The sequence below is a fragment of the Bradyrhizobium sp. SZCCHNR1053 genome, from assembly GCF_032381235.1.
In the GTDB taxonomy this organism is placed as follows: Bacteria; Pseudomonadota; Alphaproteobacteria; order Rhizobiales; family Xanthobacteraceae; genus Bradyrhizobium.
The window spans coordinates 76388-103207 of record NZ_JAUHJM010000012.1 but is presented as its reverse complement, the minus strand read 5'-3'; the positions used below and the strand labels follow the sequence as shown (position 1 = coordinate 103207).

19 protein-coding genes are annotated in these 26820 nt (G+C 65.4%); 11 read left to right on the top strand and 8 right to left on the bottom strand.

Annotated features, from left to right (window positions below; translation table 11 throughout):
- Positions 1-1102: 1102 nt before the first annotated feature.
- Positions 1103-2665: an AMP-binding protein gene (locus QX051_RS24100; RefSeq protein WP_315777835.1), complete on the bottom strand. Its 1563-nt coding sequence runs from the start codon at positions 2663-2665 to the stop codon at positions 1103-1105.
- Between the two features lie 154 nt (positions 2666-2819).
- Between QX051_RS24100 and QX051_RS24095 the strand changes: the two genes are divergently transcribed.
- The 4 genes from QX051_RS24095 to QX051_RS24080 all read left to right on the top strand — a co-directional run bounded on the left by QX051_RS24095 (position 2820) and on the right by QX051_RS24080 (position 5611).
- On the top strand, positions 2820-3431 hold the full coding sequence (locus QX051_RS24095) for a hypothetical protein (RefSeq protein ID WP_315777834.1): 612 nt from the start codon (positions 2820-2822) through the stop codon (positions 3429-3431).
- Between the two features lie 56 nt (positions 3432-3487).
- Positions 3488-4459: a nitronate monooxygenase gene (locus QX051_RS24090; protein WP_315777833.1), complete on the top strand. Its 972-nt coding sequence runs from the start codon at positions 3488-3490 to the stop codon at positions 4457-4459.
- 84 nt (positions 4460-4543) lie between these two features.
- Complete coding sequence (locus QX051_RS24085; RefSeq protein WP_315777832.1) at positions 4544-4810, top strand: hypothetical protein; 267 nt, start codon at positions 4544-4546, stop codon at positions 4808-4810.
- Between the two features lie 180 nt (positions 4811-4990).
- Complete coding sequence (locus QX051_RS24080; protein WP_315737021.1) at positions 4991-5611, top strand: hypothetical protein; 621 nt, start codon at positions 4991-4993, stop codon at positions 5609-5611.
- A 20-nt stretch (positions 5612-5631) separates the two neighbouring features.
- Here the strand turns inward: QX051_RS24080 and QX051_RS24075 are convergent, their stop codons facing one another.
- Together QX051_RS24075 and QX051_RS24070 are read right to left on the bottom strand one after the other, a co-directional pair.
- Positions 5632-5907: a hypothetical protein gene (locus tag QX051_RS24075; RefSeq protein ID WP_315777887.1), complete on the bottom strand. Its 276-nt coding sequence runs from the start codon at positions 5905-5907 to the stop codon at positions 5632-5634.
- A 114-nt stretch (positions 5908-6021) separates the two neighbouring features.
- Positions 6022-6870, bottom strand: a complete 849-nt coding sequence (locus tag QX051_RS24070) for an SDR family oxidoreductase (RefSeq protein ID WP_315777831.1) — start codon at positions 6868-6870, stop codon at positions 6022-6024.
- 190 nt (positions 6871-7060) lie between these two features.
- Between QX051_RS24070 and QX051_RS24065 the strand changes: the two genes are divergently transcribed.
- The 4 genes from QX051_RS24065 to QX051_RS24050 all read left to right on the top strand — a co-directional run bounded on the left by QX051_RS24065 (position 7061) and on the right by QX051_RS24050 (position 11564).
- Positions 7061-9100: an NAD(+) synthase gene (locus QX051_RS24065; RefSeq protein WP_315777830.1), complete on the top strand. Its 2040-nt coding sequence runs from the start codon at positions 7061-7063 to the stop codon at positions 9098-9100.
- Positions 9101-9194: 94 nt separating this feature from the next.
- The gene (locus QX051_RS24060; RefSeq protein WP_315777829.1) at positions 9195-9884 is read left to right on the top strand and encodes a substrate-binding domain-containing protein; all 690 of its coding nucleotides are present in this window, start codon (positions 9195-9197) and stop codon (positions 9882-9884) included.
- Between the two features lie 100 nt (positions 9885-9984).
- Entirely contained in the window at positions 9985-11217 is a 1233-nt protein-coding gene (locus QX051_RS24055) for an MFS transporter (RefSeq protein WP_315777828.1), read from the top strand.
- Positions 11218-11342: 125 nt separating this feature from the next.
- Positions 11343-11564, top strand: coding sequence for a hypothetical protein (locus tag QX051_RS24050; protein ID WP_315777827.1), 222 nt, complete (start codon positions 11343-11345; stop codon positions 11562-11564).
- Between the two features lie 195 nt (positions 11565-11759).
- Here QX051_RS24050 and QX051_RS24045 read toward each other — a convergent pair whose 3' ends face one another.
- From QX051_RS24045 to QX051_RS24025, 5 genes are all read right to left on the bottom strand, one after another.
- Positions 11760-12002 (bottom strand): hypothetical protein, encoded by a 243-nt coding sequence (locus QX051_RS24045; RefSeq protein WP_315772731.1) that lies wholly within the window; start codon positions 12000-12002, stop codon positions 11760-11762.
- 121 nt (positions 12003-12123) lie between these two features.
- Positions 12124-13149 carry a hypothetical protein gene (locus QX051_RS24040; RefSeq protein ID WP_315777826.1) on the bottom strand — a complete coding sequence of 342 codons (1026 nt, stop codon included), beginning with the start codon at positions 13147-13149 and terminating at the stop codon, positions 12124-12126.
- A 9-nt stretch (positions 13150-13158) separates the two neighbouring features.
- Positions 13159-14046: a hypothetical protein gene (locus tag QX051_RS24035; RefSeq protein WP_315777825.1), complete on the bottom strand. Its 888-nt coding sequence runs from the start codon at positions 14044-14046 to the stop codon at positions 13159-13161.
- An 11-nt stretch (positions 14047-14057) separates the two neighbouring features.
- Positions 14058-14879, bottom strand: a complete 822-nt coding sequence (locus QX051_RS24030; protein WP_315777824.1) for a hypothetical protein — start codon at positions 14877-14879, stop codon at positions 14058-14060.
- Positions 14879-16297, bottom strand: a complete 1419-nt coding sequence (locus QX051_RS24025) for a hypothetical protein (RefSeq protein WP_315777823.1) — start codon at positions 16295-16297, stop codon at positions 14879-14881. Before QX051_RS24025 ends, QX051_RS24030 begins: the two co-directional genes overlap by 1 nt.
- A 1156-nt stretch (positions 16298-17453) precedes the next feature.
- On the opposite strand from QX051_RS24025, the gene QX051_RS24020 reads away from it, so the two are divergent.
- Genes QX051_RS24020 through QX051_RS24010 form a run of 3 tightly spaced genes read left to right on the top strand, consistent with a single transcriptional unit; the run spans position 17454 to position 26817 of the window.
- Positions 17454-19970 (top strand): M64 family metallopeptidase, encoded by a 2517-nt coding sequence (locus QX051_RS24020; protein ID WP_315777822.1) that lies wholly within the window; start codon positions 17454-17456, stop codon positions 19968-19970.
- On the top strand, positions 19963-23469 hold the full coding sequence (locus QX051_RS24015; protein WP_315777821.1) for a DUF6603 domain-containing protein: 3507 nt from the start codon (positions 19963-19965) through the stop codon (positions 23467-23469). Before QX051_RS24020 ends, QX051_RS24015 begins: the two co-directional genes overlap by 8 nt.
- 51 nt (positions 23470-23520) lie before the next feature.
- Positions 23521-26817 (top strand): hypothetical protein, encoded by a 3297-nt coding sequence (locus tag QX051_RS24010; RefSeq protein ID WP_315777820.1) that lies wholly within the window; start codon positions 23521-23523, stop codon positions 26815-26817.
- Positions 26818-26820 lie beyond the last annotated feature (3 nt).

Here is a 26820-nt window from a genome sequence, read left to right as displayed (position 1 = left end):
CGCCGATGCCTGCACATCGTCCGGCTTCGCTTGTTCGGCACGACAGCGGGTCGGAGTGCAGACCGGCTTCACGTTGAGCCCTCTGTTGCGCGTCGCGTGGGATTCGTAGTGCCGCAGCGAGGTTGATTTGGCCGACGAGCAGGCTTGCTTCCCCATCAATACCTTCCGGCGCAGGTCGGGCGTCCGCAGCGGCGCGCGCAAAGACGAAATTCGCTCGCGCGATCAAGCTGATTTGGGCTGTCCAGATGCGGAGCGAAAAATATTCGACTTTGCATTTTCAGAAATCCATGGTCTTTTCTCCCCATCCCGCTTCACTGACGAAGGGCGCTTCGCGAACGTCACGATGCGTTGGGGTGGGATGCGGTGGCCGCGATGGGGCGCAGCATGCTTTGGGCATGCCGACGTACGCCACGTCGCGGACGGTGAAGTCGCAGGGTCCTGGCCTCCCGACGCTGAGGTCCGCGCAACGCGTGAAACGCGTTGTCGCCACGGTGGCAAACAAGCCGGTCACCGAGGAGACTGCGTATAAATCGTAAAGCCATCGCGCAGGGAAGGCCGGGTCTATCCGGCCGAACCTGTGGTTCTGCCGCGTGCTTTTTTGCTGCACGCGGACCGCAGGCCTCGGTCGAGGCCTGGCCTTCCCTGCACCCTCCGTGAGTTGGAGGGGAACGACACCAGCAAGACTCGGACGCAGATGCGCCGCGAGGCAGCAATGTCATGTCTGCAATGGGGGCAACGCATTCAGTGTTGTTTGGAGACAGCGGATCGCAGGCGAGTATCGCGCCACACAGAGGCTGTCGTCCCGGCGAACGCCGGGACCCATAATCACAGGACGATGGTCGAGGCACGCGGGTCGCGACGTCAGCGCTTACGACGCTGCCCTGTGGTTATGGATCCCGGGTCGTGCTTCGCTTGCCCGGGACGACAGCGGAGCGCGGCGGCTACGGGCGAGAGCTTCCATCGGCATTGCAAAGCCGCGAGTCTGGATTGCCGTCGTTGCGAGCGGAGCGAAGCAATCCAGGGCCTCATCCGCGGCCCTGGATTGCTTCGGCGCAAGAGCGCCTCGCAATGACGGTGGCGATCGAGGGAGCTGATGATGCCGCTACCCCACCATCCGCCCGCGGCCCTCCCAGAACCGTGCGCGCAGCACCTTCTTGTCGACCTTGCCGACGCCGGTCATCGGCAGCTCCTTGACGAACGAGATGCTCTTGGGCGCATGGGCCGAGCCCTTGCGCGCCTTCACGAGCTCGATCAGCTCGGCAGCGTCGAGCTGCGCGCCGGCGCGGGGCACCACGATCGCGGTGACAGCCTCGCCCCATTTGTCGTGGGGCACGCCCACCACCGCGCACATCGCGACGTCGGCGTGCTGCGTCAGCAGGTCCTCGATCTCGCGCGGGAAGATGTTGAAGCCGCCGGAGACGATCATGTCCTTCTTGCGGTCGAGAATGTACATGTAGCCGCGCTCGTCGCGGCGAGCGATGTCGCCGGTGTGCAGCCAGCCGTTCTTCAACGTTTCCGCCGTGGTGTCCGGCCGCTTCCAATACTCCGCCATCACATGCGGTGCGCGCACGCAGATCTCGCCGGCCTCGCCCTGCGCGACCTCCCGATCATCGTCGTCGAGGATCTTGACGTCGCAGGCCGCGATCGGGAAGCCGCACGACAAAAACAGCTCCGGCTGCTTCGGGTCATGATCGGCCTTGCGCAGCACCGACACCGGGTAGCACTCGGTCTGGCCGTAGAGCTGCGAAAACACCGGGCCGATGCGCGCGATGCCCTCGACCAGCCGCGTCGGCGACATCGCCGAGGCGCCGTACAGCACGAGCTCGAGCGAGGAGAGGTCGGTCTTGCCGAGCGCCGGATGATCGAGCAGCACATAGATCATCGTCGGCACGAACAGCGTGAAGTTGATGCGCTCGCGCGCGATCGTCGCCAGCACGGCTTCCGGATCGAAGCCCTTGAGCATGTGCACCGTGCCGCCACGCATCAGGGTCGGCAGCACCTTGGTGCCGGCGACATGGCTGATCGGCGCCACCGTCAGGTAGCGCGCACGCTCCGGAATCTCGAAATCGGCGAGGATCGCGGTGGCGAAGCCGCCATATTCCCGGTGATGGCGCAGCGCGCCCTTCGACTTTCCGGTGGTGCCGCCGGTGTAGTTCAGGGTCGCGATGTCGTCGGGCGTGGCGAAATTGCGTGCGGTGGCGTGGCCGGCCTGCTCGATTGCGGCGAGCAGGTCAACGCCATAGCCGGCCTGCCCCAGCGTGAACACGTGACGGAGGCCGTCGGCGCGCGCGGCGAGCTCGCCGCCGCGGTCGCGGAACGCTGCCGCATCGATCACCAGCACCTGCGATTCCGAATCCGACAGCTGGAACAGCTGGTCCTCCAGCGATCCGAGCGGATGCAGCCAGGTGATGGCGAGCCGCGACAGCTGTGCCGCCGTGCCGGCGCACCAGGTATCGGCGCGGTTCGCGGTGAGCAACGCGACACGTGTTCCCGGCGAAAGGCCGAGGCGCATGAACACGCCTTGCATGCGCCCGATCAGGTCGATCGCGCCCTGATACGACAGCGATCCGCCGGGCCAGCTGAAAGCGGTGCGCGAGGGGTGACGCGACAGGGTGAGCAGGGTCTGCTCGCAGACGACTGGAAACGTGTGAAGCTGATGGCTCATGGAACGTCCTCCCGGGAGGCCGCGATCGTTGTGGCGTCGCATGGCTTGTTGCCGACGCTATCAGAAAGTGCCTCGCGCTCAAGGCGCGCTCTGCCGTTCCCGGAACATCGCAGCGCGCCCCGCGTTGCCCGGCCGAAGAATAAGGAGCAAGGCCATGCGCACCTCGACAGCCTTTTTTGCAGGAGCCGGAACGGTCGCCATTGCCGTCGCGGCCGGTCTCGGCGGTGGGCTCATTCTGGCCGAGGGCATGCATCCGCGATCGCCGGTGATGGAATCGACCAAGCTCGAGCGCTCCGGACCGGACGCGCCATCGCCAAGTCCGACCGCCACCGCGTATCTTGCGGCGACGCAGGCGGCTGCGACGACGCCGATCAAGGTGTCGCCTGCAGCAGCCGAGACGGCGCCTGCGACGTCGGCCTCGGCCAGTCCCGCGCCGTCGCAGCAGGCGGCTGCGCCCGCGGCTTCTGCGGTGGCGGCCACCACCCCGGCCACCACGTCCGACGACGCCCAGGCCAAGCTCCAGGAGAAGGCCGCAGAAAAAGTTCAGGACGCGGACCTGAAGGCGCGCGGGGCCGAGCGCAAGCGCGTCGCCGAGCAGCGCCGCGCCGACCGGCACCGGCAATATGTCGAGCGCCGGCGCCAGCGCCGCGAGCAGGATCTGCGCGCCGTCGAGCAGGCGGTGCGCGAGGATACGACGCCCCGCGCCTATGCGGCGCAGCCGGTCGGCATGGAGGGGCCGCGCTTCAGCTTCTTCGGCAACGATTGATCGCATGCGGCTGCGTCGTTATCCCTGAGCCGAACAGAGATCAGGGAGGGCGCGCCGTGCAGGAGACTCGATGGGCCGGGCTGCGGACGCGGCTGCGCCTGCCGCTGATCGCAGCGCCGATGTTTCTGGTGTCGGGAATCGAGCTGGTGAGCGCGGCCTGCGCCAACGGCGTGATCGGCGCGTTCCCGACGGTCAATTGTCGCACCCCCGACGAGCTCGACGCCTGGCTGTTCCGGATTGCGGATCGGCTTGCGCGCAGCAGCGATACCAGCGGGGCGGCGACTGCGCCGGTCTGCCCGAATCTGATCGTGCATCACTCCAACGCGCGGCTGAAGGACGATCTCGCGGTGCTATTGCGGCACCGGCCGGAGATCGTGATCACATCGGTCGGCTCGCCGGCGAAGGTCGTTGCGCCCTTGCATGATGCGGGCGCGCTGGTGTTGGCCGACGTCGCCTCGATCCGTCATGCCGAGCGCGCGGTGGAAGCCGGCGCCGACGGGCTGGTGCTGCTCACGGCCGGCGCGGGTGGCCAGACCGGCTGGCTCAACCCGTTCGCCTTCGTGCGCGCGGTCAGGGCGTTCTTCGCCGGGCCGATCGTGCTCGCGGGCGGCATCAGCGACGGCGTGGCCTTGCGGGCGGCCGAAGTGCTCGGCTGCGATCTCGCTTATATGGGCACGAAGTTCATCGCCACGCGCGAAAGCATGGCCGATGATCGCTACAAGGCGATGCTGGTGGCAAGCTCGGCCGATGACGTGCTGCTCACCTCGGCGTTCACGGGCCTGCCGACCAGCATGCTTCGGCCGTCGATCGTCGCGGCCGGGCTCGATCCCGAAGCGTTGCCGGCGCGCGGCGCGATCGAGATCGGCAGCGACATCGACATCGCCGCGCGCGAGGCGCGGCCGAAACGCTGGCGCGACATCTGGAGCGCGGGGCACGCGACCTCGGGGGTCACCGACATCCCGTCGGTCGCCGTGCTGGTCGCGCGCACGGCTGATGAGTACGGCGGCGCGGGTGGCCTCCGATCATGAGAGAAAACGTGATGTGTGTCCTTAAGGCACCATTAACCATCGGGTCCCACAATCCGCGGAGCTTGAACTTGGCGGAATCGTGCGATGGGCATCGGGCTACGGCAGGACAAGGAGCGGGCGACGCTCGAGGAGATCCGGATCCGCGTCGGGCATGCTTTGCAGCGGCATCCGCTGTGCCGCAACGTCCAGTTCGACATCATGAGCGTTCCCCGCACCGCTCGCGGCGGGAACTGGACCATCAGCCTGCATTCGGTGGAACCGGCGGCGCTTTGGGAGGCCTCCGACATCGTCGCCGACATCCAGGCCGTGTACGATCTGCTGATGCCGGCCGAGCTGTATTCGGCGGCGTGAAAAAATATCCATCATGTTCACAGGGCAGAATGGTGGCCTCTGTGTTTCTGTGGCATCGTAAAGCCTTAATTAACTCCCACTTTTCGGCAAGCTGCGGCTTTCCGCCGGGATACGGAGAATTGCGTGACGAAGTCGATCGCTTTTGTCGCTGTGCTGGGCGTGCTGATCGCAGGCGCGGCCGTGACAAGCGTCCTGATGCGGGACAGCGTGCCTTCGGCCGGTGCGATGATGCCGCCTGTGGTGGCGAAGAGCCCAATCTCCAACCGTGAAGCCAAGGGCGACCGCCTGGCGATGGTCACACTTGCGGCTCCCGAGGTGCAGCAGCCGAGTGCCCCGTCGAAGGCGACGCTGCGTCAGGCCTTTGCCTATGCGCCGTCCGAGCCGGAAATGGCGAAGGCGTCGGCCGTCGTCGCTGCCGAGCCGGTGGTGCCGAAGTCCAAGATTCTCGCCAGGAGCGAGCCGGCCCCGGCGCCGCTGAAGCCGGAGGTGCAGAAGGCCTATTCGTTGCTGTCGGACGGCCAGATCGCGGGCATCAAGGAGCGGCTGCGGCTGTCGTCGAGCCAGGAATATTATTGGCCGGCGGTCGAGACGGCGCTGCGCGCCGTCGCCCGCAAGATCCACGCCGGCCGCCAGGGCGCGGCGAAGCCGGGCGCGGTGGCGATCGATCCGGATTCGGATGAGGTGCAACAGCTGAAGTCGGCCGCGATGCCGCTGCTGTGGCAGCTGCGCGAGGACCAGAAGGACGAAGTGCGGCGGCTTGCGCGCACCATCGGCCTCGACAAGGTCGCAGCCGCGATCTGATTGGTCCGGCCGCGTGAACATCAGAGAAGGCCGCGCATTGCGCGGCCTTCTTGCTTCCAGGGGGTATTTTTTACCTCGCCGGCGGATTGGCCTCCGGATGCCCGCCGCTCTCGGCACCGGCTCCGGTCAGCGACGACGCGGGCGCGGCCGTCGCCCTCGAGCGCCACCGACGCGATCTCGCGGTTGTGTCGCGAGCGCAGGAAGGCCAGGAACGCGCTGGCGGCAATGATGATCGCGGCCGCGAGCGTGAAGAACATCAGCCAGCTGATGGGTTGATCGCCTTGCACGTCGAACATCCGTCGTGTGAGGGGTGCACGACGTGCAGTCGCGTCAAACCCGCATGACAATCTTTGTTCGTTGCAATCGTCGGTGGCGGGAAAGGTTTCCCGCCCGGCCCCAGAAATCTCGCCTCAGCGCCCTTCGCCCGCGGCCCACAGCGCGCCGAGCCCGGCACGATACGTCGGGTAAGCGAAGTCGACGCCGAGCTCCTGCTTGGCCCGCGCATTCCGGATGCGGCGGTTGCTGGCATAGAAGCTCCGCGCCATCGGCGACAGCTCGGCGCGGTCGAACGGCAGCTCGGGCGGCGGCGCGATGCCCATTAGCGCGGCGGCGTAGGCGATGACATCCTGCGGTGGCGCCGGCTCGTCGTCGACAATGTTCCAGGCTCCGCCTTGCCGGCGCTCGATCGCGCCCATGATCGCGCGGCCCGCATCATCGACATGGATGCGGTTGAACACCTGTCCCGGCTTGACGATGCGCCGCGCCCGCCCGGCCCGCAGCTCGACCAGCGCATTGCGGCCCGGCCCGTAGATGCCGCCGAGCCGGAGCACCGCGAGCCGGTCGCCGATCCGCGCGCGCCAGTCCGCCTCGACGCGGACCCGGGCCTGCACCCGGTCGTGCTCAGGCGCCAGCGGCGTGTCCTCGTCGATCCAGCCGCCCTGATGGTCGCCATAGACGCCGACAGTCGAGAGATAGACTACGCGGCGCGCGCGCCCTGCCGTGATGGCGTCGCCGAACGTGGCCAGCACCGGGTCGTCGCCGGCTCCCGGAGGCACCGAGATCAGCACGACGTCGGCGCCCGCGGCTTTCGCCAGCGTCGCGGCCGGCGCCGTGCCGTCGAACAGGTCGATGTCATCAGGCGCCAGCTGCGCGCGCTTGTCGGCGCCGCGCACCGTGCCGCCGACGCGCGCGAACGCGCCGCGGTGCAGTTCGACGAAGCGCTGCGCGGTGTAGCCGAAGCCGATGACGAAGAGGTTCATGGATGCCGTTCACCCGGATGGCGCGAAGAAGCGAGCCTCGAGTTACCCGGCACCGGGTGGCCCGCGCAATTCAAATGACGCGTGCGGAGGTCACAGCCTGCGCCCCTGGCGGTGCTGGCCTGCCGCCCTTGTTATGGCTCCCGTCATGGTCCATGTCGTATGATCAGGTGACAGGAGATGGACTGCCACGATGAATTTCCATTCGATCTACCGGCACGGTTTTGCCCGCGTCGCCGCCTGCGTCACGGCCTCCAGCGTCGCCAACCCCACCGCCAACGCGGCGGCGATCCTGGCGGCGGCGCGCGCCTGCCATGACCAGGGGGCGGCGGTCGCGGTGTTTCCGGAGCTCTGCCTGTCCGGCTACGCGATCGAGGACCTGGTCAAGCAGGATCCGCTGCTCGACGCCGTCCAGCGCGGCCTGCTCACCTTGGTCGAAGCCTCGCACGACCTGATGCCGGTCATGATCGTCGGCGCGCCGCTGCGCTTTGCGCATCGCGTCTACAATTGCGCCGTCGTGATCCATCGCGGCGAGGTACTCGGCGTCATCCCGAAGAGCTACCTGCCAACCTATCGCGAGTTCTACGAGGGCCGTCACTTCGCCTCCGGCGCCGGCATCCGCGGCGAGATGATCGAGGTGGCCGAGACCATGGCGCCATTCGGCACGGATCTGCTGTTCGCCGCCGCTGACGTCGCCGGGCTCGTCATCGGCGTCGAGATCTGCGAGGACATGTGGATCCCGGTGACGCCGGCGTCCGAGTTGGCGCTCGCCGGCGCCACCGTGCTCGCCAATCTCTCGGGCAGCCCGATCACGGTCGGCCGCGCCGAGTCACGCTCGCTGCTCTGTCGTTCCACCTCGGCGCGCTGCCTCGCCGCCTACATCTACGCGGCGGCCGGTGTGGGCGAATCCACCACGGATCTCGCCTGGGACGGCCAGACCTCGATCTTCGAGAACGGCGTGCTGCTGGCCGAGAGCGAGCGCTTCCGCCAGATCGGCCAGACCATCTTCGCCGATATCGATCTCGATCTGCTGCGTCAGGAGCGGGCGCTGATGGGCACGTTCGACGACAATGCGCGCGCGCAACGCGCCGGCGTGCACTACCGCCGCATCGGCTTCGAGCTGCAGCCGACCCTCGATGACATCGGCTTCATGCGCAGCATCGAGCGCTTTCCGTTCGTGCCGAGTGATCCCGCGAGGCTCGATCAGGACTGCTACGAGGCCTACAACATCCAAGTCGCGGGTCTCGTCCAGCGGCTGCGCGCCACCGGCACCAAGCGCATCGTGATCGGCGTCTCCGGCGGGCTCGATTCCACGCATGCGCTGATCGTCGCCGCCAAGGCGATGGACCTGCTCGGCCTGCCGCGCACCAACATCCTCGCCTATACGATGCCGGGCTTTGCGACCGGCGCGCAAAGCAAGTCCTACGCGCATGCGCTGATGACGTCGCTTCAAGTCAGTGCCGCCGAGCTCGACATCCGCCCCGCCGCGACGCAGATGCTGAAGGACATCGGCCATCCCTTCGGCCGCGGCGAACAGGTCTACGACGTCACCTTCGAGAACGTGCAGGCGGGCCTGCGCACCGACTACCTGTTCCGCCTCGCCAATGATCGCGGCGGCCTCGTGCTCGGCACCGGCGATCTCTCCGAGCTCGCGCTGGGCTGGTGCACCTATGGCGTCGGCGATCAGATGGCGCACTACAACGTCAATGCCGGCGTGCCGAAGACCTTGATCCAGCATCTCATCCGCTGGGTGATCGCCTCGCGTCAGTTCTCCGCCGAAGTGGACCGCACGCTCGAGGCGGTGCTTTCAGCGGAGATCTCGCCGGAGCTGGTGCCGGTGAAGGAGGGCGAGACGCCGCAGAGCACGCAGGCCGCGATTGGCCCCTATGAGCTGCAGGACTTCAACCTGTTCTACACGCTGCGCTACGGCATGCGCCCCTCGAAGATCGCCTTCATGGCCCATCACGCCTGGAAAGATGCGGGCGACGGCGCCTGGCCGCCGGGCTTTCCCGCCGACAAGCGTCACGCCTACACGCTCGGCGAGATCAGGAAGTGGCTGGAGGTGTTCCTCAAGCGCTTCTTCGCCTTCAGCCAGTTCAAGCGCTCGGCAATGCCGAACGGCCCGAAAGTGGTCGCCGGCGGCGCCCTGTCGCCGCGCGGCGACTGGCGCGCGCCGTCGGACGGCAACGCCACCGCGTGGCTGGAGGATCTGGAGCGCAACGTGCCCAAGTGACGACCATCTTGCTCGGCCGCCGCGCTTGCCATATCCGAGACGTGCGCGTCCGCCTTTGCGGCGTCGTCATCGACATCGTTGAACGGAGCTGATCATGAGCGTGACCGCCGCCGGCATTTCCTCGATGGCGACGAGGCAGATCCTCGCTGAGCTCGCCGCCGCCTATGAGGAGGCGACCGGCGAGGTGATCACGATCGAATCCGTCGGCGGCGTCGATGCCGCCAAGCGCATCCGCGCCGGCGAAGCGTTCGACTTCGCCGTGCTCGCCTCCGATGCGCTGCAGAAGCTTGAAAGCGACGGCCATCTCGTTCCCGGCAGCATCATCGAAATCGCGGAATCGCCGATGGCGATGGCGGTGCGCGCCGGCAGCCCCAAGCCCGATCCGCTCGACGAGGCCGCCGTGCGCAGGGCGATGGAGAACGCCAAGGCGATCGGCATCTCCACCGGCCCGAGCGGCATGTATGTGCAGAAGCTCGCCCGCGACTGGGGCCTGGAGAGCGAGGGCACTTCGCGCCTGGTCCAGGCCAAGCCCGGCATTCCCGTCGCCAGGCTGCTCGCCGACGGCGAGGTCGAGGTCGGCTTCCAGCAGCTCAGCGAGATGCTCGGCGCGCCTGGCATCGACATCGTCGGCCTGCTGCCCGCGTCGCTGCAGCCCGGCACGGTGTTCGCGGCGGCGTTGTGCAAGGCCGGCGCGCATACCGAGGCGGCGCGGGCCTTCATCGAATATCTGGTCTCGGAGGAGACCGCCGAGACCAAACGCCAGCACGGCATGACGCCGGTGTGAGGCGCCGGCTCCACAGCCCGCGAAAAAATCCGATCGCCGCGTGTCGTCTCGGCCTTGTCCCGATCGTCTTCCAACCGAACAATCGGGAAGGAGACGGCGGATGAGCGCATCGTACTATCGCTGGGTGATCGTGGCGGCCGGGGGCGTGCTCGGCTGCGTCGCCGTCGGCGGCCTGTTCTCGCTGCCGGTGTTCCTCAAGCCGATGGCCGCCGAGACCGGGTGGTCGGTCGCGGGGATCTCCACCGCGATGACGATCGGCTTCCTGGCGATGGCCGTCACCAGCATGGGCTGGGGCACGCTGTCCGACCGCATCGGCCCGCGTCCCGTGCTGCTGATCGGATCGATCCTGCTCGCCGTCAGCCTGCTGCTGGCAAGCCTGACATCCTCGCTGCTGGCGTTCCAACTGCTGTTCGGCCTGATCGCAGGCATCGCGACGGCGGCGATCTTCCCGCCGGTCATGGCGACCGTCACCGGCTGGTTCGACACCCATCGCAGCCTCGCGGTGTCGCTGGTCTCGGCCGGCATGGGCGTGGCGCCGATGACGATGTCGCCGCTCGCGGCCTGGCTCGTCTCCAGCTACGACTGGCGGACCGCGATGCAGTGCATCGCCGCGATCGTGGCCGCCATCATGATTCCCACGTCGCTGCTCGTGGGCCGTCCGCCATCGTCCGCGCCCGGCGACGCCGTCGCGTCGGGTCCCGCCGCCGGGCCGGCCGAGATGACGCGATCGGCGGCGCTGCGCTCGCCGCAGTTCCTGATCCTGCTCGCCACCAACTTCTTCTGCTGCGCCACGCATTCCGGCCCCATCATCCACACCGTGAGCTACGCCGTCACCTGCGGCATCCCGCTGATGGCGGCGGTGACGATCTACAGCATCGAGGGGCTCGCCGGGCTCGGCGGCCGCATCGCCTTCGGCCTGCTCGGCGACCGCTTCGGCGCCAAGCGGGTACTCGTTCTCGGCCTGCTCGCGCAGGCGTTCGGCGCGCTCGCCTACGTGGTCGTGCGCGACCTCGCCGCGTTCTATGCGGTCGCGGCGACCTTCGGCTTCCTCTATGCCGGCACCATGCCGCTCTACGCCGCGATCGCGCGTGACAACTTTCCGCAAGGCATCATGGGCACGGTGATCGGCGGCACGGCGATGGCCGGCAGCCTCGGCATGGCGACCGGCCCGCTGGCCGGCGGCCTGATCTACGACAGCTTTGCAAGCTACACTTGGCTCTATGTCGGCTCGTGGGTGATGGGCCTCGGCGCTGTCATGATGATGATGACCTTCCGGCCGTTTCCCAAGCCGACGTCGCAGCCTGGCGCCGTGCCCATGCAAGCGCCGGCCTGACGCTGCTGCATCGCACCTTCACGCGCGCCGTCGGAATCGAACAACAACGCTTGATCCCCGGCAGGAACTGTGATGTCGCAGCCGGGTTGGGCGGCGTGGAGTTCAACCGGATAGAGATCGGATCCATGAAGAAGACCCAGCTCGCCATTGCCACCCTCGTCGCCGCCACCCTCGCCGCCGTCCCGCTCGCCGCCCAAGCGAAGCACCACAAGAAGCACAACGCCGCGACGTCGACCACCTTGTCGCAGACCACCGGCAGCAACATGAAGTCCGGCCGCGATTCCACCTCGTCGAGCCAGGGCAATGTCGGCCCGGGCACGAACCAGGCGGGAAGCATGGGGAAGTAGGACCGATTCGTCCGTCGGATTCAGCGTCGGAGTGCCCGGTGCCCGGGCTTTCCGACGCGCGATGGCGCTCCGCGCAGCGATGCAAGACGACGCGCTCCACGTGGCGGGACGCACGAAACCACGGGAGCGAACAAACGTTGCGACCACCAATCGGCCTCGCCAATCGGGCGATGGATCCCGATCAGCAAAACCCGATCACTTCGAGGCTTCCTTGATCTTGTGATCCAAATGTCCGGTGCCGTGGTCCCGGCGCAACTGGCTCAGCGACGTCTCGTTGAGCTGCAGCAGCACATCGCCGAGCTTCGTCGAATCCGGATAGCCGGCCGCAAAGGACTTGCCGTAGATCTTGCGCAACGTGGCGACCAACGTATTGCCGTGCTTCCTGCTGATCTCGCCATCCTTGTCCCGATGGCGGCCGTCGAGTCCCGGTTCCTTCATGCGTCTCTCCCCTGATGCGACTTGCGCGCTTGGGGAGGAGCCTGCGCTCAATTCGCCCGATTGGCAACGCTGCGGCGCGAAGCGACGTGATTTTCTGATACATCTGCCCTGTCCCAACTGGCTACTCCGGCCGCCCTTCGCCCGACTGCCCCGCAGCCGGACCGGGTGCGGCCGTCGTGGTCATAGGAGCGGATGCTGGCCTTCGGGGCGGCACGCTCGGAGCTGGAGGGTAATAAGGATAAAAATTCTGCTCAATCGCCCGCCTCAGTTGCTTGTAGCGCACCTTGTTCGATGGACCGGTTTCGTCCCAGTTGCGCGTGTAGAATTTACAGTTTTGCGACGTCGCTCTGTCGGCGAGCTTCCGAGTAGCCGCGACGAAATCCCGTTCGTTGATTTCGACATCACGTTTGAATGAGCCGACCATCTCCCAAGCCGGATCTTTCGCTCGGGTTGGCGTAGCGTCGCTGACCCTAATCCCGCGATCGCCGAATGTGATATCGAAGATATATTCCGTTTGTCCCGTCTGCGTCGTCCAGCATGATGGATAGGTAAGGCCGTTTCCATTTCTGTGCATCAGATTGAGCACTTCGAGGTGGCACTTGTCGCGATCGGCTTCCGTCGCTGCAAGTTTCTGGGTAACCTCATTGGAATCGAGCATCTGGGAAAGCGGCTTGATCTGGCTCGGCTGCGTATCCTTGCCCAGGGTATTAAGAATCTCGACCGCACGCTTGAGGACGGCTGGCGGATCGTTCGGATCGATCTCGGCGGCTTGCTCGACTGCCGAGGCAAACGACCGGAACGTCTGCGAGCTGTCGAGGCCAAGTGACTTGACTAGATCTGATTGCTCAGCGTGCCTGGTGGTCTGCTGCTTTAGTGCTGTATTTTCCGCCTCCAGCTCTTGTAGGCGTTTGAAGCGCTCGACGAGCTGCTGCACTGCAGTGATATCGACCGCGCCACCCTCATGTAGCGCTTGCTGAAGCGGCTTGAGCTGCTCTTCGGCCGTATTGGCTCTGTCCTGCCAATCCTTGAGTTCGGCTGAGAGCGTCAGCAGGAGCAGGAACAGGAGCAGCAGCAGGATCTCCGCCAAAGTTAGTCCGAGAATGAGGCCCCGGCGCTGTTCGCGTTCATCGGCGAGTCGCGAAGCCATTGCAGCCTCCTAACTTCGGTGAAACGGCCAAAAGTGAAACCAGCGGCGGCGCTTTTCAATCAATCCGATGGCGACCGACAAACGGTCGACGACGCGGTCCAGACGCGCCCCAAACTCGTCGAAGCGGTCATTCAGGTCATTCGCCAGCCGGACGAGCTTGACCTCGATTTTGGACGTGCCCTCACGCAGAACCTCGACGCGGTCTCCCTCAGTGCGAAAGGCACGATCAATGTTTTCCGCGGCGGTGTTGGCGACGCGGCTGATGTTCGACACTGAATCTTGCGCCGCGCCGACCGATTCTTCGGCGGCTTTGCGCGCCGCCTGCTGCACCCCGGTATGGAAGGTTTCGAACTCCGCGAGGGTCAAGCTCAGTTGGGCACGGAGGTCGGCGGAAGCACCCAGCAAATCTCGGCGGACTTCATCCTCGACTTCGTCGATATCGGCCCGCAACTGCACGAACAAAACGCGGCCTGCGACACCAACGATGGTTGTGAACAGCGCAATTCCGAAACTGCCCAACAGATCCTTGATGTCGTTGCCGTTGCGCAGCAACAACAGCGCAGCCGATAAGCTCGCCAAAGTGAAAATGAAGCCCAGATAGTAGAAGTTGTCTCCGAGGCGGTCTGGTCGAAGCTGTACGCGGCGAAACTGGAACGCGATCAACCCGTAAGCAAGCATTAGAGCGACGGCGCCGCCTGCAATATAGTCCGCATTGAACTGGTGCATCTTGAGGAATAGTATCCCGATGAAACCGAATACGGCGACCAATGCAAACAGCCCCTTGTCGGGCATATCGCTGAAGAAGCGTCGGCGTGGTACCAGGCGCGCGGCTCGATCCAGCCTCATCTCGATATCGGCCTCTTTGAGTCCATCCGCATTCTGCGCAAGTTCGGTCATGGCGTGCCCTGCTAAAGAGGTTCAACTGCAATTAAGCGGCCGCCAGATCCCGCGACCAACTGTTCCCAAAACACCTGATGGCCGCGGCTCTGGATAGAGACTTTGCCGCGAAGTGCCGTCGGCCTCAGGAGATAGAGGATGTTGACCTCGGCGCCCTTCAACTCCGGTTGCAGGGTGGGCCAAGCGCTATTATGCGACAAAGCTGCAAAATTCGGCTCGGCCTGAAAATGCGAACTCAATGCGGTGTGCTGAACCATGTCTGAAACCATCGTCAGCCGCAACGGCAGACGACCGGCATCGACCCTGCCGAAAGAGGTAATGCTGGCAGCGCGCAAGCTCTCGATGATTGGCGAGGAATTCTGACGTGAGGCATGTAGGAGATCCTCGACTACTTGATCCAATACTGCAGCGAATTTTGTCTCGTAGCTCTTCCGGACCTGTTCAGGATTCTCGATCCACGGATTGGCGGCGTCAGGCTTGCCCAGCGCGCAGATGACGAGCTTGGGTCTCAGCACATGCGTGGTGTCGCCTTCGAACGTATAAATGTCAAACCGAGTACCAAAGGACGCATCATGCTTATAGCGATCGATGGCCTGCCGAATTCGCTGGGCCTGCTGGTCCGTGATCGGATCGCTGCGGTCGAACAGAATGGCATGAACGGCGCTCGGTCCCGACAGCGGGCAGTTTGTTTCTGCGTCCAGAACCGGCCGTGTGTGCTGCACCCACCAATAGCCGCCGACAAATGCCCCGATCAGCATTAGCCCGAGAACGGCCAGCAGCAGTCCGCGCAGGCCGTCGGCGCTTCCCTTTTTCCGTCGTGATCGCCGCGACATTAGCGAGGCATCTGCGTCGGATGGGGATATTTCACAATCAGCGCCTCATATTCGTCGATGACGCTTATTGAAAGTTTGCGCAGTTCCTCAAGAGCCGCATTTGCGTCCGCAGGCGTCGATGCTGGCTCGGCGATCTCGGTCAGCACGGCAGTGTCCTTGAGGAAGCTACGCGGTAGCTGCCATGGCGCGCTGAAATAAGCTGGAGCCGGACTCTGGCGGGCAGCGCGGTTCGCGTCCCGATATGTCGCCAGCAGCCGGTTGGTGGCGGCCTCGATACTGCTCTCATAGGCTTGAAAACTGCGCAGCTCGGCTTCGCGCTGAGCCCGAACCTTCGCCGCCTGCTGCGGGAACAGCGGAATGCGGCGGATGCCCTCATCGAGCTCGGCGACTGTCTTTTCCTTGATTTGCTCGAGGTCCTCGAAGAGCAGCGCGTGCTCGTCGCTGTAGTTTTCGCGCGCTTCTTCTGCCCTGCGGGAATGCGCTCCGTAGCCGGGATACGGATCGTCGAACGTATAGCCCTTCGAGATCGCCATCGTCGACAGCACCAAGCCGAGGCCGAACAAATAGAACGAATTCAGATCGGCGAGTGTCAGCGGACTTGAGACCAGCGTCTCGCGCGCGACTGCAAAGGCGCGTTCCTCGCCGGCCGAAGCAGTCGCATCCCGATAGTGCGCGGCGAAACCATGAAGGCACGCAAGCGCTGCAACGGCGGCCGCTGTAATCAGCAGCCCGAGAATCTTGATGAGCAGGTTCCGGTGATTGATCCATCGCATCGGAAGCAGTCCGACCGAGAAGGACGTCAAGACGTTCACGAACGAAATCCCGAGCGCCATGACGATGCCACCAAGTAGGCCCAGGGTCGCTCCCTTCGCAAAAAAGAAGCCGTTCAGCCCAGCCTCCGCGCCGACAAGGAAGACCAGCAGTCCGAGCGTTGTGTGCCTGTTTGAGGGCGGGCGGGCCGCGCGCCTCAGCAGATTGGCGTCCCGAAACTCCTTCAGTTCGTCTCGAAGCGCGATAAATCGTTCGCGCAGCGGACCGAGTTCTGCCTCGGCGCGATGATGGGCATTGTGCAGCTTCGCAAGCGTATTGTGAGCAGCGAGACGAAGATTCTCGAGTTCGGTCGAGACCGAAACGGCGATCAGGCGTGCCGCGTAGGCCCGTAGACTATTGATGAGCTCGGCCCCGTGCCAGGCCCATTCGCTCTCCAACGTTTGTGTTATCTGCTGTTCGACGGCATCGAGTGTTACGGAATCGGAAGGAGGCAGCTGCTGCCGACCACGCTCGGCGGCCAGCCGCGGCAGATCAATCTCGCGCGCGATCTCGTCCACATCGATCGGCTTCAGATAGCCTTGTGCCTTTGCTCGCCCGTCGTCGCCACGGACGGCATCACGCAGCTTGCGAAAGGTCCCAACCAACATTACGCCGACCCAAAATGGATTATGCCGCTGGACGTGGATTGCCGAGCACCATAGCACAAAACGAAAGGTTGTAAGTGGTAGCGACGGATTATACCCGGAGAATATAGAGAGCTGTAGAGGATTGGAGCGGATTCCTGGAACTAAGCGAGACAGTCGAGCAAGGTGCGCTTAAGGGGCCCGATGTGTCACCGCTGCAATCCCATGTTGTTCACGGAGGAGCCGGTCAAAAATCCCGCTTTCTTTTTATCGGAAATCATGCTTTACTCCATTCATCCCGCCTCATGCAGAGGGCGTACGCGTCGTCACGATACGTGGAGGTGGGCTGCGATGGACGTGGATGCTGCGCGAGCGCTTGCGTCGCGGAGGGCGAAGTCGTGTGGTCCCGGCCTCCCGATGCTGAGGTCAAGCCTGCTGTTGATGCGCAAGCGTCACGCGGTCGATGGGGGCAAGAAAGCCCGGTCCCCAAGGAGAGCACGAAGGACACCGTTAAAGCCGATCGCGCAGGGAGGGCCGGATCGTCCGGCTGGACCTGTGGTACCTGCCGCCTGCATTTTTTTCGCAGGCGGGCCACGGGCCTCAGTCGAGGTCCGGCTCTCCCTGCGCCTCTCGTGTTTCGAGGCGCGCGCGACCAACGCATCCCTCGGACGCATCGAGCCGCGAGACCGCGCGCGCACGCCTGAACCGACCGCAAGTGGCTGTTTGACATCTGAATGACGTGACGGTGCTTGTCTGCGCCCGTGACAACGCCGAGCAGCGTCGGGCCGAACCCACGGATAGGAGACGCGGTCAGTCGCAGTGCGTCTCAAGAAGCGTGACGCGGTCAGAAACCGGGTCACGCATCGGTCTCGTACCCCGCGGGGACAGCGACAAACCCAGCGCCTTCCAATCGCTTCTTCATCGGAAATCACTGAGCGTTCGTGTCTATCCGATGAACGAGGACAACGAGATGCTCCACGCCGCCGGCTTTTGCATCACGATTGGCCTCAGCGATGGAGAGCTCCACTCGGCAAACGACAATTGAAGAAGGATGTCGAAACAGTATCACGTTGAGGTTGTATTGAGAAGGCTTGGGTGTAAAATCTTTACGATGCCAGATTTCCGATGGGAGCGACGGGCTTCCCAATAGTTCTACTGGCTGAGAGAGGGTTGTGCCGGCATGCCTCTCATTGTCTACCCGCATTGCGACATGCACGTCGCGCTGAAGAAGCCCGCGACTAAGGTGCTGCCGTTCCGCGTGTTCGACCAGGATTTGCCGAGCGGGTCGACGACCTACACGCTGACCGACGTCACCGCGGATTGCAATTTTCGGATCCTGGCGCCGTACAACCCGGTCGGCTCCCGGCTGACCAGCTTCGTGACGATCGATCCTGCGGCGCGCACCATCACCGGCGACGACGTCGGCATCAATCTCGTGGTGATCGAATATGGCCCCGGTTACGTCGTCGCGCGTATCCAGGTGCACGACGATGTGCTCGGCTGGTGGTTCGGCAACTCCTCGATCACCACGGCGCTGCATCCGACGGTCGCCCACAGCCAGCCGACGCTGTGCGCGCTGTTCAGCGACGATCCGACCGGGACCGATCTCGTCGGCGACATCACCGGACACGGCTTCGTCACGCTCAGCTCGGCCAGCCCCGGCACCTTCGTGGTGGCAAATGCGAACAATGAGGGACGGTTGAGGGGCGTGAGCGAGGGGGCGGCCCAGCTCAACGGCAGCTTCCTCGGCGTCAACCAGAGCCTGTCGGTGAAGGTGGTCGACTACGCCAAGACTCGCGACAACATCTCGACGGTGCGCGCCGGCGACCTCGCCAATGCCGCCGAGATGCACAACATCCTGTTCCTCGCCGAGGGCTTTCGCGCGTCCGAGAAGGACAAGTTCGACAAGATCGTGCAGGAAGCGGCGGACGGTCTGTTCTCGCAGAAGCGCCACGAGCCCTACGGCACGCTCGCGGGCAGCTTCAACGTATTCAAGGCCTTCCAGGCGTCGGAAGAGCAGGCGGTGACCTGCGGCTGGCGCGTCAACGACGAGGAGACCTCGGAGCTCGGCAGGGGCGGACCGATTCCGTGGAACTACAGCGTTTCGGACGACAAGAGCATCTACGAGGTCGACGAGCTCGTGGCCCGCGTCGGCCTGCCGCTCCGCAACGAGACTGCGACGCCGGCGCAATTGAAGGCGCGCTGGGCGAGCCAGTCGCTGTCCAACTACGACGCGGCGAAGGTCAACGACACCCTGATCGAAGCGTGGAGGAAGCAGAAATCGCTCGGCATCCTGGAGGCACGTGACACCTTCTACGGCCTGATGCTCGGCTCCCGCTGGGGCGATCAGTCGGCGAAGTCCGGGGCCGCTTTGACGATGCCGGCGGCGGATGCGGCGGGCGATGCCAACCTCGCGCCCCTGATCGCCCGCGCCTATCAGTTCTTCAAACCGGCCAGCGCCACCCGGCACCTTGCCCCGGATCCGCGCCGGCACCCGCCGGAACTCGCTAGGAACGGCCGCGCGAACGTTGCGGCGCCGATCATGGCCTACCTGTCCGGACTGCGGCTCGGGTCGTCGCCGCACACCGCGCTGGGCGCCGAGTGGATACCGGACGGCACCTTCAAGCGCAGCCGCGGCCTGATCGCCATGATCACCAACGAGGACATGATCGGCGGCACCAATTTCAACCAGTCGACCGTGACCGCCAATTCGCTGCAGAGCCTGAAGACGCTCGACTTCGAATATCCGGCGACCAACACGGCGACGAAGAAGGTGATGCGGCGCAAGCCTGCCAGCGACATCGACGCCGACCTCACCGATATCATCGACACGGTTGCGCACGAATTCGGCCATTCCTTCAATCTCGGCGACGAATACGAAACGAGCGCCGAAGACAATGCGACCGCTTCGAGCGAGCACGACAACATCGTCGCGCTCGCCGGCATCTTTCAGGATCCGAACTACGCCGCCAATCACTCCCGTCTGGTCGATCCGTCCAAGGTGAAATGGTTCGAACTTCTCAGGGTCCAGCTTTCGGCCAAGCTGACCCAGGCTTCGACCCAGCAGGGTGGCTCGATCGAGGTCAGGATCGACCCGCGCCAGATCCCGCGCTGGGTGCAGGCGAAGGCGGCCGGCCGCCAGGCGTTTCTCCGCCGCATCCAGATCACGGCGATCGGCCGGCAACTGCCGCTCACGTTCACCGATTCCGATTACCTCGTCAGACTCGACATCGGCGACATCGACCAGAACCTCGGCTCGATCCGGCTCGGCGGGCTGGAATTGCCGCCGGCGCCGTTTCCCGTGTTTCCGAAAGGCTCGCTGCTGTTCGTGCCGCGCCGCGACGATGCGGACGCGCTGGTCTATGTGGTGGAAAAGAAGGTGCGCGACTTCATCGCAGGCAACCATCTGCCGCTCAACAAGGATCCCGACTTCGCTCATGTGAACGACGAGGGCGACGACCCGAAGGACATCCCGAACTTCAAGCCGCCATGCAAGGCGCAGCGGCTGGTCGGCCTGTACGAAGGCGCATACAACTTCACCGGGTTGGTCTATCGTCCGGCCGGCGACTGCAAGATGCGGAACAACAGCGGCACTTTTTGCCATGTCTGCAAATGGCTGATCACCAACCGCGTCGATCCCGCGCTGCACGACGTCGTCGACCGCGAATTCTATCCGGAGGCCAAGAAGAATGGCTGAACCGGGCGCCCTCGAAACGATCGTCGCCGAGATCGGCAAGCTGCTGCTGCCGCTGCGGGCGGCGGTGGAGTCGCCGGCCGCGTTCCAGGGCCTGCTGCTCAAGCTGGGCTGGGATTCCGACGTGATTCCGAAGCCGATCGCCGATCTCGCGGTCGACTTGCAGCTGCTGTTCGATCGGCTCCAGGCGCTGGTCGGCGGCGGGCTGTCGCTCGACGGCGAAGTGGCGTCCGACGGCGAGACGACGGTCGTGTCCGGATCGCTCGAAGACGCCTTCAAGACCATCGAGGCGATCGCCGGCGTCGTGCAGGCGATCGACGACCTCGTTTCGGCGCCCGGCGGTGCATTTTCGGCGACGCTGAACGCCGATAATTTCAAGGGCGAGTTTCCGGGGCAGCTCGTCGGCTATCTCTTCATCACCTATCTGCGCAACCATCATCCGGGCATCGGTTTCGCGCTGCAGGCGCTCGGTGTCATCCGCACCCGCTATACCGCGCCCGCCGGCAACCGCCCGGACTACATCGACTACAGGTTCAGCTTCCCGGACCTGCCGAAGATCGTCTCCGACCCGGTGACGCTGTTCGAGAACGCCTTCGGCTGGGGCACCGACAGCTTCGACTTCTCCAGCTTCGCGCGGCAGATCGACAGCCTCGCGGCCGGGCTCGGGCTCGACGTCCGGATGGTGGAGGTGCCGGATCGGGTCGCGCTCGCGCTCGAAGGCGGCCCTCCGATCGGCCGTGCCGCCGTGCGCAAGCGGCTGCGCTTGGTGTTCTTCGAGCGGGCACGCGACGCAGGGCGGCTATCGGCCGAGCTCGGACTGTTCCCGCTGCCGAAGTCCGGGAGCAAGAAGCCGGGCTTCGCGCTGCTGCCGTCGTTCAGCGGGCTGCTGTCGGTGCGGATGCAGCTCGGTCCGACGATCGCGGTGACGATCTCGAGCGACCTCGATCTCACCGGCGGTGTCGGCCTGATGGTGCGGCCGGGCAGCGGCATCGACATGGTGGTCGGCTTCGCAGGCAGCGGCGCGCCGACGTCGGCCAAGGGCACCGCGCGCGTCGAAGTGGAATACTCCGCCGTCTCCGGCAGCCCGACCATCGTTCTTGGCACCGGCGAGGGCACGCGGCTCGAATACCAATCGGTGAGCGGTGCCGGCGGTTTCACGCTGGTGGCGGGCAAGGACGTCGAGGTGTTCGCCGAGGCGGACCTCAAGGGCCTCGCTTTCGTCCTCGACGCGTCCGGCTCGGACGGCTTCATCTCGACCATCCTGTCGGGTATCTCGACGCGGTTCGAGTTCGATCTCGGCCTCGGCGTCGCCTATCCGCGCGGCGTGTATTTCCGCGGCACCTCGCATCTCGAGATCCAGATCCCAGCGCATATCGACCTCGGTCCGATCCAGGTGCAGGGACTGACGCTCGCGGTGACACCGTCGGGTGACGGCCTCCCGATCGATATCGGCGCGACGCTGAAGGCGGCGCTCGGTCCGCTGGTCGCGGTGGTGGAAAACATCGGGCTGCGGACCGATCTCGCTTTTCCGGGGAGCGGCGGCAATCTCGGCCCGATCGATCTATCCTTCGGGTTCAAGCCACCGAACGGCGTCGGGCTGTCGATCGATGCCGGGGCGGTGAAGGGCGGCGGCTATCTCTTCATCGATCCGGACCGCGGCGAATATGCCGGCGCGCTGGAACTGAAGATCCTCGACTTCCTCTCGGTGACGGCAATCGGCGTCATCACCACCAAGATGCCGGACGGGTCAAAGGGCTTTTCCTTCATCGCCATCATCACGGTCGAGTTCAATCCCGGATTGCAGCTCGGCTTCGGCTTCACCCTGCTGGGAGTCGGCGGACTGGTCGGGCTCAACCGCTCGATGGACCTCGACGCGCTAGTCAACGGCGTGCGCGCCGGCTCGCTGGACTCGGTGCTATTCCCGCACGACGTCGTCGCCAACGCGCACCGGATCATCTCCGACCTCCGCACCTTCTTCCCGCCAGAGCAGGGGACCTTCCTCATCGGCCCGATGGCGAAGTTCGGCTGGGGCACGCCGACGCTGATCAGCCTGTCGCTCGGGATCATCATCGAGATTCCCGGCAACATCGCCATCATCGGCAAGCTGACGGTGGCGATCCCGGACGAGCGGCTGCCGCTCATCATCATCCAGGTCGCCTTCATGGGCGCGATCGAATTCGACAAGAAGCGCGGCTGGTTCTTCGCCATCCTGTACGAATCCCGCGTAATCTTCATGCCGCTCGACGGCGGCATGGGCGTGCTCGCGTCGTTCGGCGGCGACGCCACTTTCATCGTCTCCGTCGGCGGCTTCCACCCGGCCTACAATCCACCGGCGCTGCCGTTCCCGCCGATCCCCCGGATCGCGATCAACATCCTCAACACGCCGGTGGCCCGCATCCGGGTCGACGCCTATTTCGCGGTGACGTCGAACACCGTGCAGTTCGGCGCACATGCGGAGCTGTATTTCGGCGTCTCGATCGCCAACATCGAGGGCCATCTCGCCTTCGACGCGCTGTTCCAGTTCTCGCCGTTCTATTTCATCATCACGATCTCTGCCTCGCTGTCGGTGAAGCTGTTCGGCGCGGGGCTGTTCAGTATCCGCTTCCGCGGCTCGCTCGAAGGCACATCGCCCTGGCACGTCGAGGGCACCGGGAGCATCTCGCTGCTGTTCTGGGACGTCGACGTCGACTTCTCCCACACCTGGGGCGACAAGGAGGACACTAGCCTTCCGCCGGTCTCCGTGCTGCCCCTGCTGGTGGCGGAATACTCGAAGGCGGAGAACTGGACTGCCGCGCTGCAGAACAGCAGCAGGCTGTTGGTGACGCTCAAGACCGTGGACGCGGGCTCCGACCTTGTCCTGCATCCGGTCGGTTCGCTCAAGATCACCCAGCGTGCGATCCCGCTCGGCATCACCCTCGACAAGATCGGCGCGCAGCGCCCGGACGACGCCAATTACTTCTCCGTCGCGACCGCGACGTCGGGAATCGAGAAGCGCGCCACCATCCGGGAGTCGTTCGCGATCGCCCAATTCAAGGACCTCAAGGACGGCGAGAAGCTCAGCGCGTCCGACTACGAGGCCGAGGAGGCGGGGCTGGAGCTGTCGGTCACTGGCAACCAGGCAAAGACCAGCTATGTCACCAAGCGCATCGCCCGCTACGAAGAGATCATCGTCGACAACAATTTCAAGCGGGCACGCCGGCGCTTCGTCACGCTCATCTCCGGGCTGTTCACGCACTTCCTGGCCAACAACGCCGTGGCGCGGTCCGAGATCTCGGCGAAGTCGCGCGATCTGAAGCACGCATTCGACGACAAGATCGCGGTCGATCAGGCGTCCTATGTGGTGGTGAGCCTGGCCGACAATTCGCCGATCGCCGGCGCGCCTGCGTCGTTCCAATCGCGCGCCAGCGCCGGTGAATTCATGGCGGCGGAGACGCGGCGTAATCCGAATTTCGCCAGCGAGGCCCATATCGTGCGCCCGCACGAGATGAAGCGCGCGGCGTAGCGGAGGCACGATGATGGCGGGCGATCCGGCGAGGCGGCGGGGAGGGACGGGATGAGCGATGCGATCGGCACCTATTCCTTCCTGCCCTGGCTGCGGCTCGGCGTGGCTAACAACATCACGGCGGCCGACAACGACAACTCGGTGTCGCTGCGCGCGACGATCAAGGTCGACTTGTCGCTGGCCGGGCGGCCGGTCCAGGGCGACACGGATCTGACGGCGACGATTTCGCGCGACGTCGCGCTCTATGGTCCCGGCGACATCGTCGGCATCGATCCGAAGGCGGTGGTGAAGGTGGAGCCGCGCGACTGGATCACCAATTTCGAGCCGAACTACCTGCCCTTCGTTGAGTTCTACGACGAGGATTTTCCGTGGCGCTACACGCCAGCGGCGCCGGACGAGTCGAGCCACCGGCTGCGCCCGTGGCTCGCACTGCTGGTACTCAAGGTGGAGGAGTTCAAGGAAGTCGCGGTGTCGTCGGCGCGGCCGCTGCCGGCGATCGACGTGACGGGCGATCCGGCCTCGGTATTTCCGCCCGCCGACCAGCTTTGGGCCTGGGCGCACGTCCACGTCAACCGCGACCTGATCCAGCAGGACGGCGTGGTGGAATCGACCAATGCCGACCAGGCGAGGGCACGGCTAGAGAGCCTGCTGGCCAGCAATCCGGACTACGCCTATTCGCGCGTCCTGTCGCCGCGTCAGTTGGAGCCGAATACGTCCTACCATGCATTCCTGGTGCCGACCTTCGAGAGCGGCCGTCTCGCCGGCCTCGGAATCGCGCCCGCGGCGAATCCCGCATTCTTCGCCACCCTGTCGGCCTGGGCGGACTATACCGACCGGCCGTCCCCGACGCTGCATCCGGTGTACAAGCGGTGGTACTTCAAGACCGGGACGGTGGGCGATTTCGAGTACCTCGTCCGCCTGTTGAAGCCGCGTCCGCCGGACTCGCGGCTCGGCCGCCGCGACATGGACACGCAGACGCCCGGCTCCGGGATGCCGCCCATCGCGGTCGCCGGGCTCCACGGGGTGCTGCGGCTCGGCGGCGCGCTCAAGGTGCCGGACGAGGCGCTGACCGGCGCGCAGGAGGCGGAGGCTGCGGCCTACGAGGGCTGGGATGAACCCTACGCGCACGAATTCGAGAAGGCGCTGGCGGGCTTCGTCAACCTGACCGACGACTATGCCCGCGAAGGCGCGCCCGACCCAGTGATCACGCCGCCGCTGTACGGCCGCTGGCACGCGCTCACCGAGCGGCTGCTTGAGGAGGCGGACGGCAGCGACGCGCCGCAGCCGCGCAACTGGGTGCACGAGCTCAACCTGGACCCGCGGTTTCGCGTTCCCGCCGCGTTCGGCACCGCGGTCGTGCAGAAGAACCAGGAGGCCTATATGGACGCCGCCTGGGACCAGGTCGGCGACATCCTTGCGGCGAACCGGCGGATCAGGCTGGCGCAATTCGCCAAGGCCGCGGCCGCGATCTGGCATGCGCGCCATCTCGGGCCGCTGAAGGATCTCAGTGCGGAACGCGGGCTGACGATGATGGCGCCGGTGCAGCGCCGGGTGATCGCCGACGGCTTCACGCTGCGCCATCGGCTCAAGGAAAGCACGGTGCCCCGCGCGGCGCTGTCTGCGCCGTTCCGGCGCGCGGTCCGGCCGCGCGACCACATCGCGGCGACGCTCGGCTTCGACTCGCCGAAAGGCGCCGAAGAGCTGCTGGAGAAGATCAATCGCGGCGAGGTCAGCGCGGCGCCGCCGCGGGTCACCCCGGACGCCTTGCCGGCGGTGGAGGATGTCGCCGCGCAGCTTCAGCCGAAGTCGCTGCCCGCGGAGCTGACCGACTGGCTCGCCAAGCACCGCTGGGCGAAGTGGGTATTACTGGTCGTTCTGCTGCTGGTCGCCGTGCTGCTGCTGGCCGTCGCCATTCCGCTCGCGATCATGGTCGCGGTAGCGGCGCTGGCGCTGTTCCGATGGCTGGTGCGGCTGGAGAAGCAGGCCGGCATCGCGACCGGCGTGTTGCCGCAAGGGGCTTCGCCCGACATCATCGACGCGCTGCCGGGCTTTCCGTCGTTCACTATCCGCGATCCCGATCCCGCCGCGCCTGAGCCCGTCGGCGGCGCTTCGTCCGCCGACAGCCCGGAGGCGGCGCGCTTCAAACTAGCCCTCAAGGACCTCAACCGGCTGCTCACAGTCAGCGCCGATCTCGGCAAGCCGCCGTTGCGCAAGCCGATCGACATCGCCGCGCTCGGAGCGTCGACCTTCGCTGCGATTGATCCCGACAAGACGGTGCCCGCCTTCACCTTCTCCTCGATCGCCATTCCGCCGCGAGTGCTGGCCATCAACGGGAACGCGACGCTGCTGCAGTCGGAAGTGTTCAAGCCGGTGATGGCATATCCGGAAATCGACCTGCCGATGTACAAGCCGCTTCTCGGCTTGTCCGACGAGCACTTCCTGCCGAACATCGACAAGATTCCGCAGAACACGATCACGCTGCTCGAGACCAATCAGCGTTTCATCGAGGCCTACATGGTCGGCCTCAACCATGAATTCGCCCGCGAGCTGCTGTGGCGTGAATATCCCACCGACCAGCGCGGCAGCTGCTTCCGCCAGTTCTGGGACCCGAGCGGCGTGATCGACCGTGAGGGCCTGTCGAAGGACGAACTGCGCGAAAAGCTCCGCGATATTCCGCCGCTCCACACCTGGTCGCTGTTCTCCAAGCTCGGTGATCACGACCATCGCGAGAAGCCGGGCGAGAACGAGGAGGAAGTCGTCCTCGTCATCCGCGGCGAGCTGCTGAAGAAATATCCCACCGCGGTGATCTACGCCCAGAAGGCGCGCTGGCAGCGCGACGACGGCGGCGCGATCAATCCCCGCGTCGAGCGGGTGCTGGAGACCGACGGTCCGGTGGAAGACCGCCTGCGCACACCGCTCTACGAAGCCAAGGTCGATCCCGACATCACCTTCATTGGCTTCGACCTGACCTCGAAGGAGGCAAAGGGAGGCACCGGCCGCGGCAGTTCGACGGCGCCGGGCTGGTTCTTCGTCATCAAGGAGCGGCCCGGCGAGCCGCGCTTCGGCCTCGATATTTCTCGCGACGGGCCGCTCAACGTCTGGAACGACCTCGCCTGGCCTGACGTGCTGTCCGACGCCGACAAGGGCTTTCTGCAGATCAGGCCGGGCGGGCCGACGCTCACCCTGGACGATCCGGTGGCGCCGGAGCTGCAGGAGAAGAAACAACAGTACGACGAGGACAAGGCGCTACGCTGGCATCCGGACAGCAACTCCGCGGAGCTCGCCTACATCCTCTACCAGGTTCCCGTGCTGGTCGCGGTGCACGGCAGCGAGATGCTGCCGAACTGATCG

Bases quoted from the DNA above. Each gene is read 5' to 3' on its own strand.
- QX051_RS24085 (WP_315777832.1), top strand. From the start codon at position 4,544: ATGGGCATCGGGCTACGGCAGGACAAGGAGCGGGCGACGCTCGAGGAG.
- QX051_RS24095 (WP_315777834.1), top strand. From the start codon at position 2,820: ATGCGCACCTCGACAGCCTTTTTTGCAGGAGCCGGAACGGTCGCCATT.
- QX051_RS24020 (WP_315777822.1), top strand. From the start codon at position 17,454: ATGCCTCTCATTGTCTACCCGCATTGCGACATGCACGTCGCGCTGAAG.
- QX051_RS24025 (WP_315777823.1), bottom strand. From the start codon at position 16,297: ATGTTGGTTGGGACCTTTCGCAAGCTGCGTGATGCCGTCCGTGGCGAC.
- QX051_RS24070 (WP_315777831.1), bottom strand. From the start codon at position 6,870: ATGAACCTCTTCGTCATCGGCTTCGGCTACACCGCGCAGCGCTTCGTC.
- QX051_RS24040 (WP_315777826.1), bottom strand. From the start codon at position 13,149: ATGGCTTCGCGACTCGCCGATGAACGCGAACAGCGCCGGGGCCTCATT.
- QX051_RS24055 (WP_315777828.1), top strand. From the start codon at position 9,985: ATGAGCGCATCGTACTATCGCTGGGTGATCGTGGCGGCCGGGGGCGTG.
- QX051_RS24075 (WP_315777887.1), bottom strand. From the start codon at position 5,907: ATGTTCGACGTGCAAGGCGATCAACCCATCAGCTGGCTGATGTTCTTC.
- QX051_RS24030 (WP_315777824.1), bottom strand. From the start codon at position 14,879: ATGTCGCGGCGATCACGACGGAAAAAGGGAAGCGCCGACGGCCTGCGC.
- QX051_RS24100 (WP_315777835.1), bottom strand. From the start codon at position 2,665: ATGAGCCATCAGCTTCACACGTTTCCAGTCGTCTGCGAGCAGACCCTG.
- QX051_RS24065 (WP_315777830.1), top strand. From the start codon at position 7,061: ATGAATTTCCATTCGATCTACCGGCACGGTTTTGCCCGCGTCGCCGCC.
- QX051_RS24015 (WP_315777821.1), top strand. From the start codon at position 19,963: ATGGCTGAACCGGGCGCCCTCGAAACGATCGTCGCCGAGATCGGCAAG.
- QX051_RS24060 (WP_315777829.1), top strand. From the start codon at position 9,195: ATGAGCGTGACCGCCGCCGGCATTTCCTCGATGGCGACGAGGCAGATC.
- QX051_RS24035 (WP_315777825.1), bottom strand. From the start codon at position 14,046: ATGACCGAACTTGCGCAGAATGCGGATGGACTCAAAGAGGCCGATATC.
- QX051_RS24010 (WP_315777820.1), top strand. From the start codon at position 23,521: ATGAGCGATGCGATCGGCACCTATTCCTTCCTGCCCTGGCTGCGGCTC.
- QX051_RS24050 (WP_315777827.1), top strand. From the start codon at position 11,343: ATGAAGAAGACCCAGCTCGCCATTGCCACCCTCGTCGCCGCCACCCTC.
- QX051_RS24045 (WP_315772731.1), bottom strand. From the start codon at position 12,002: ATGAAGGAACCGGGACTCGACGGCCGCCATCGGGACAAGGATGGCGAG.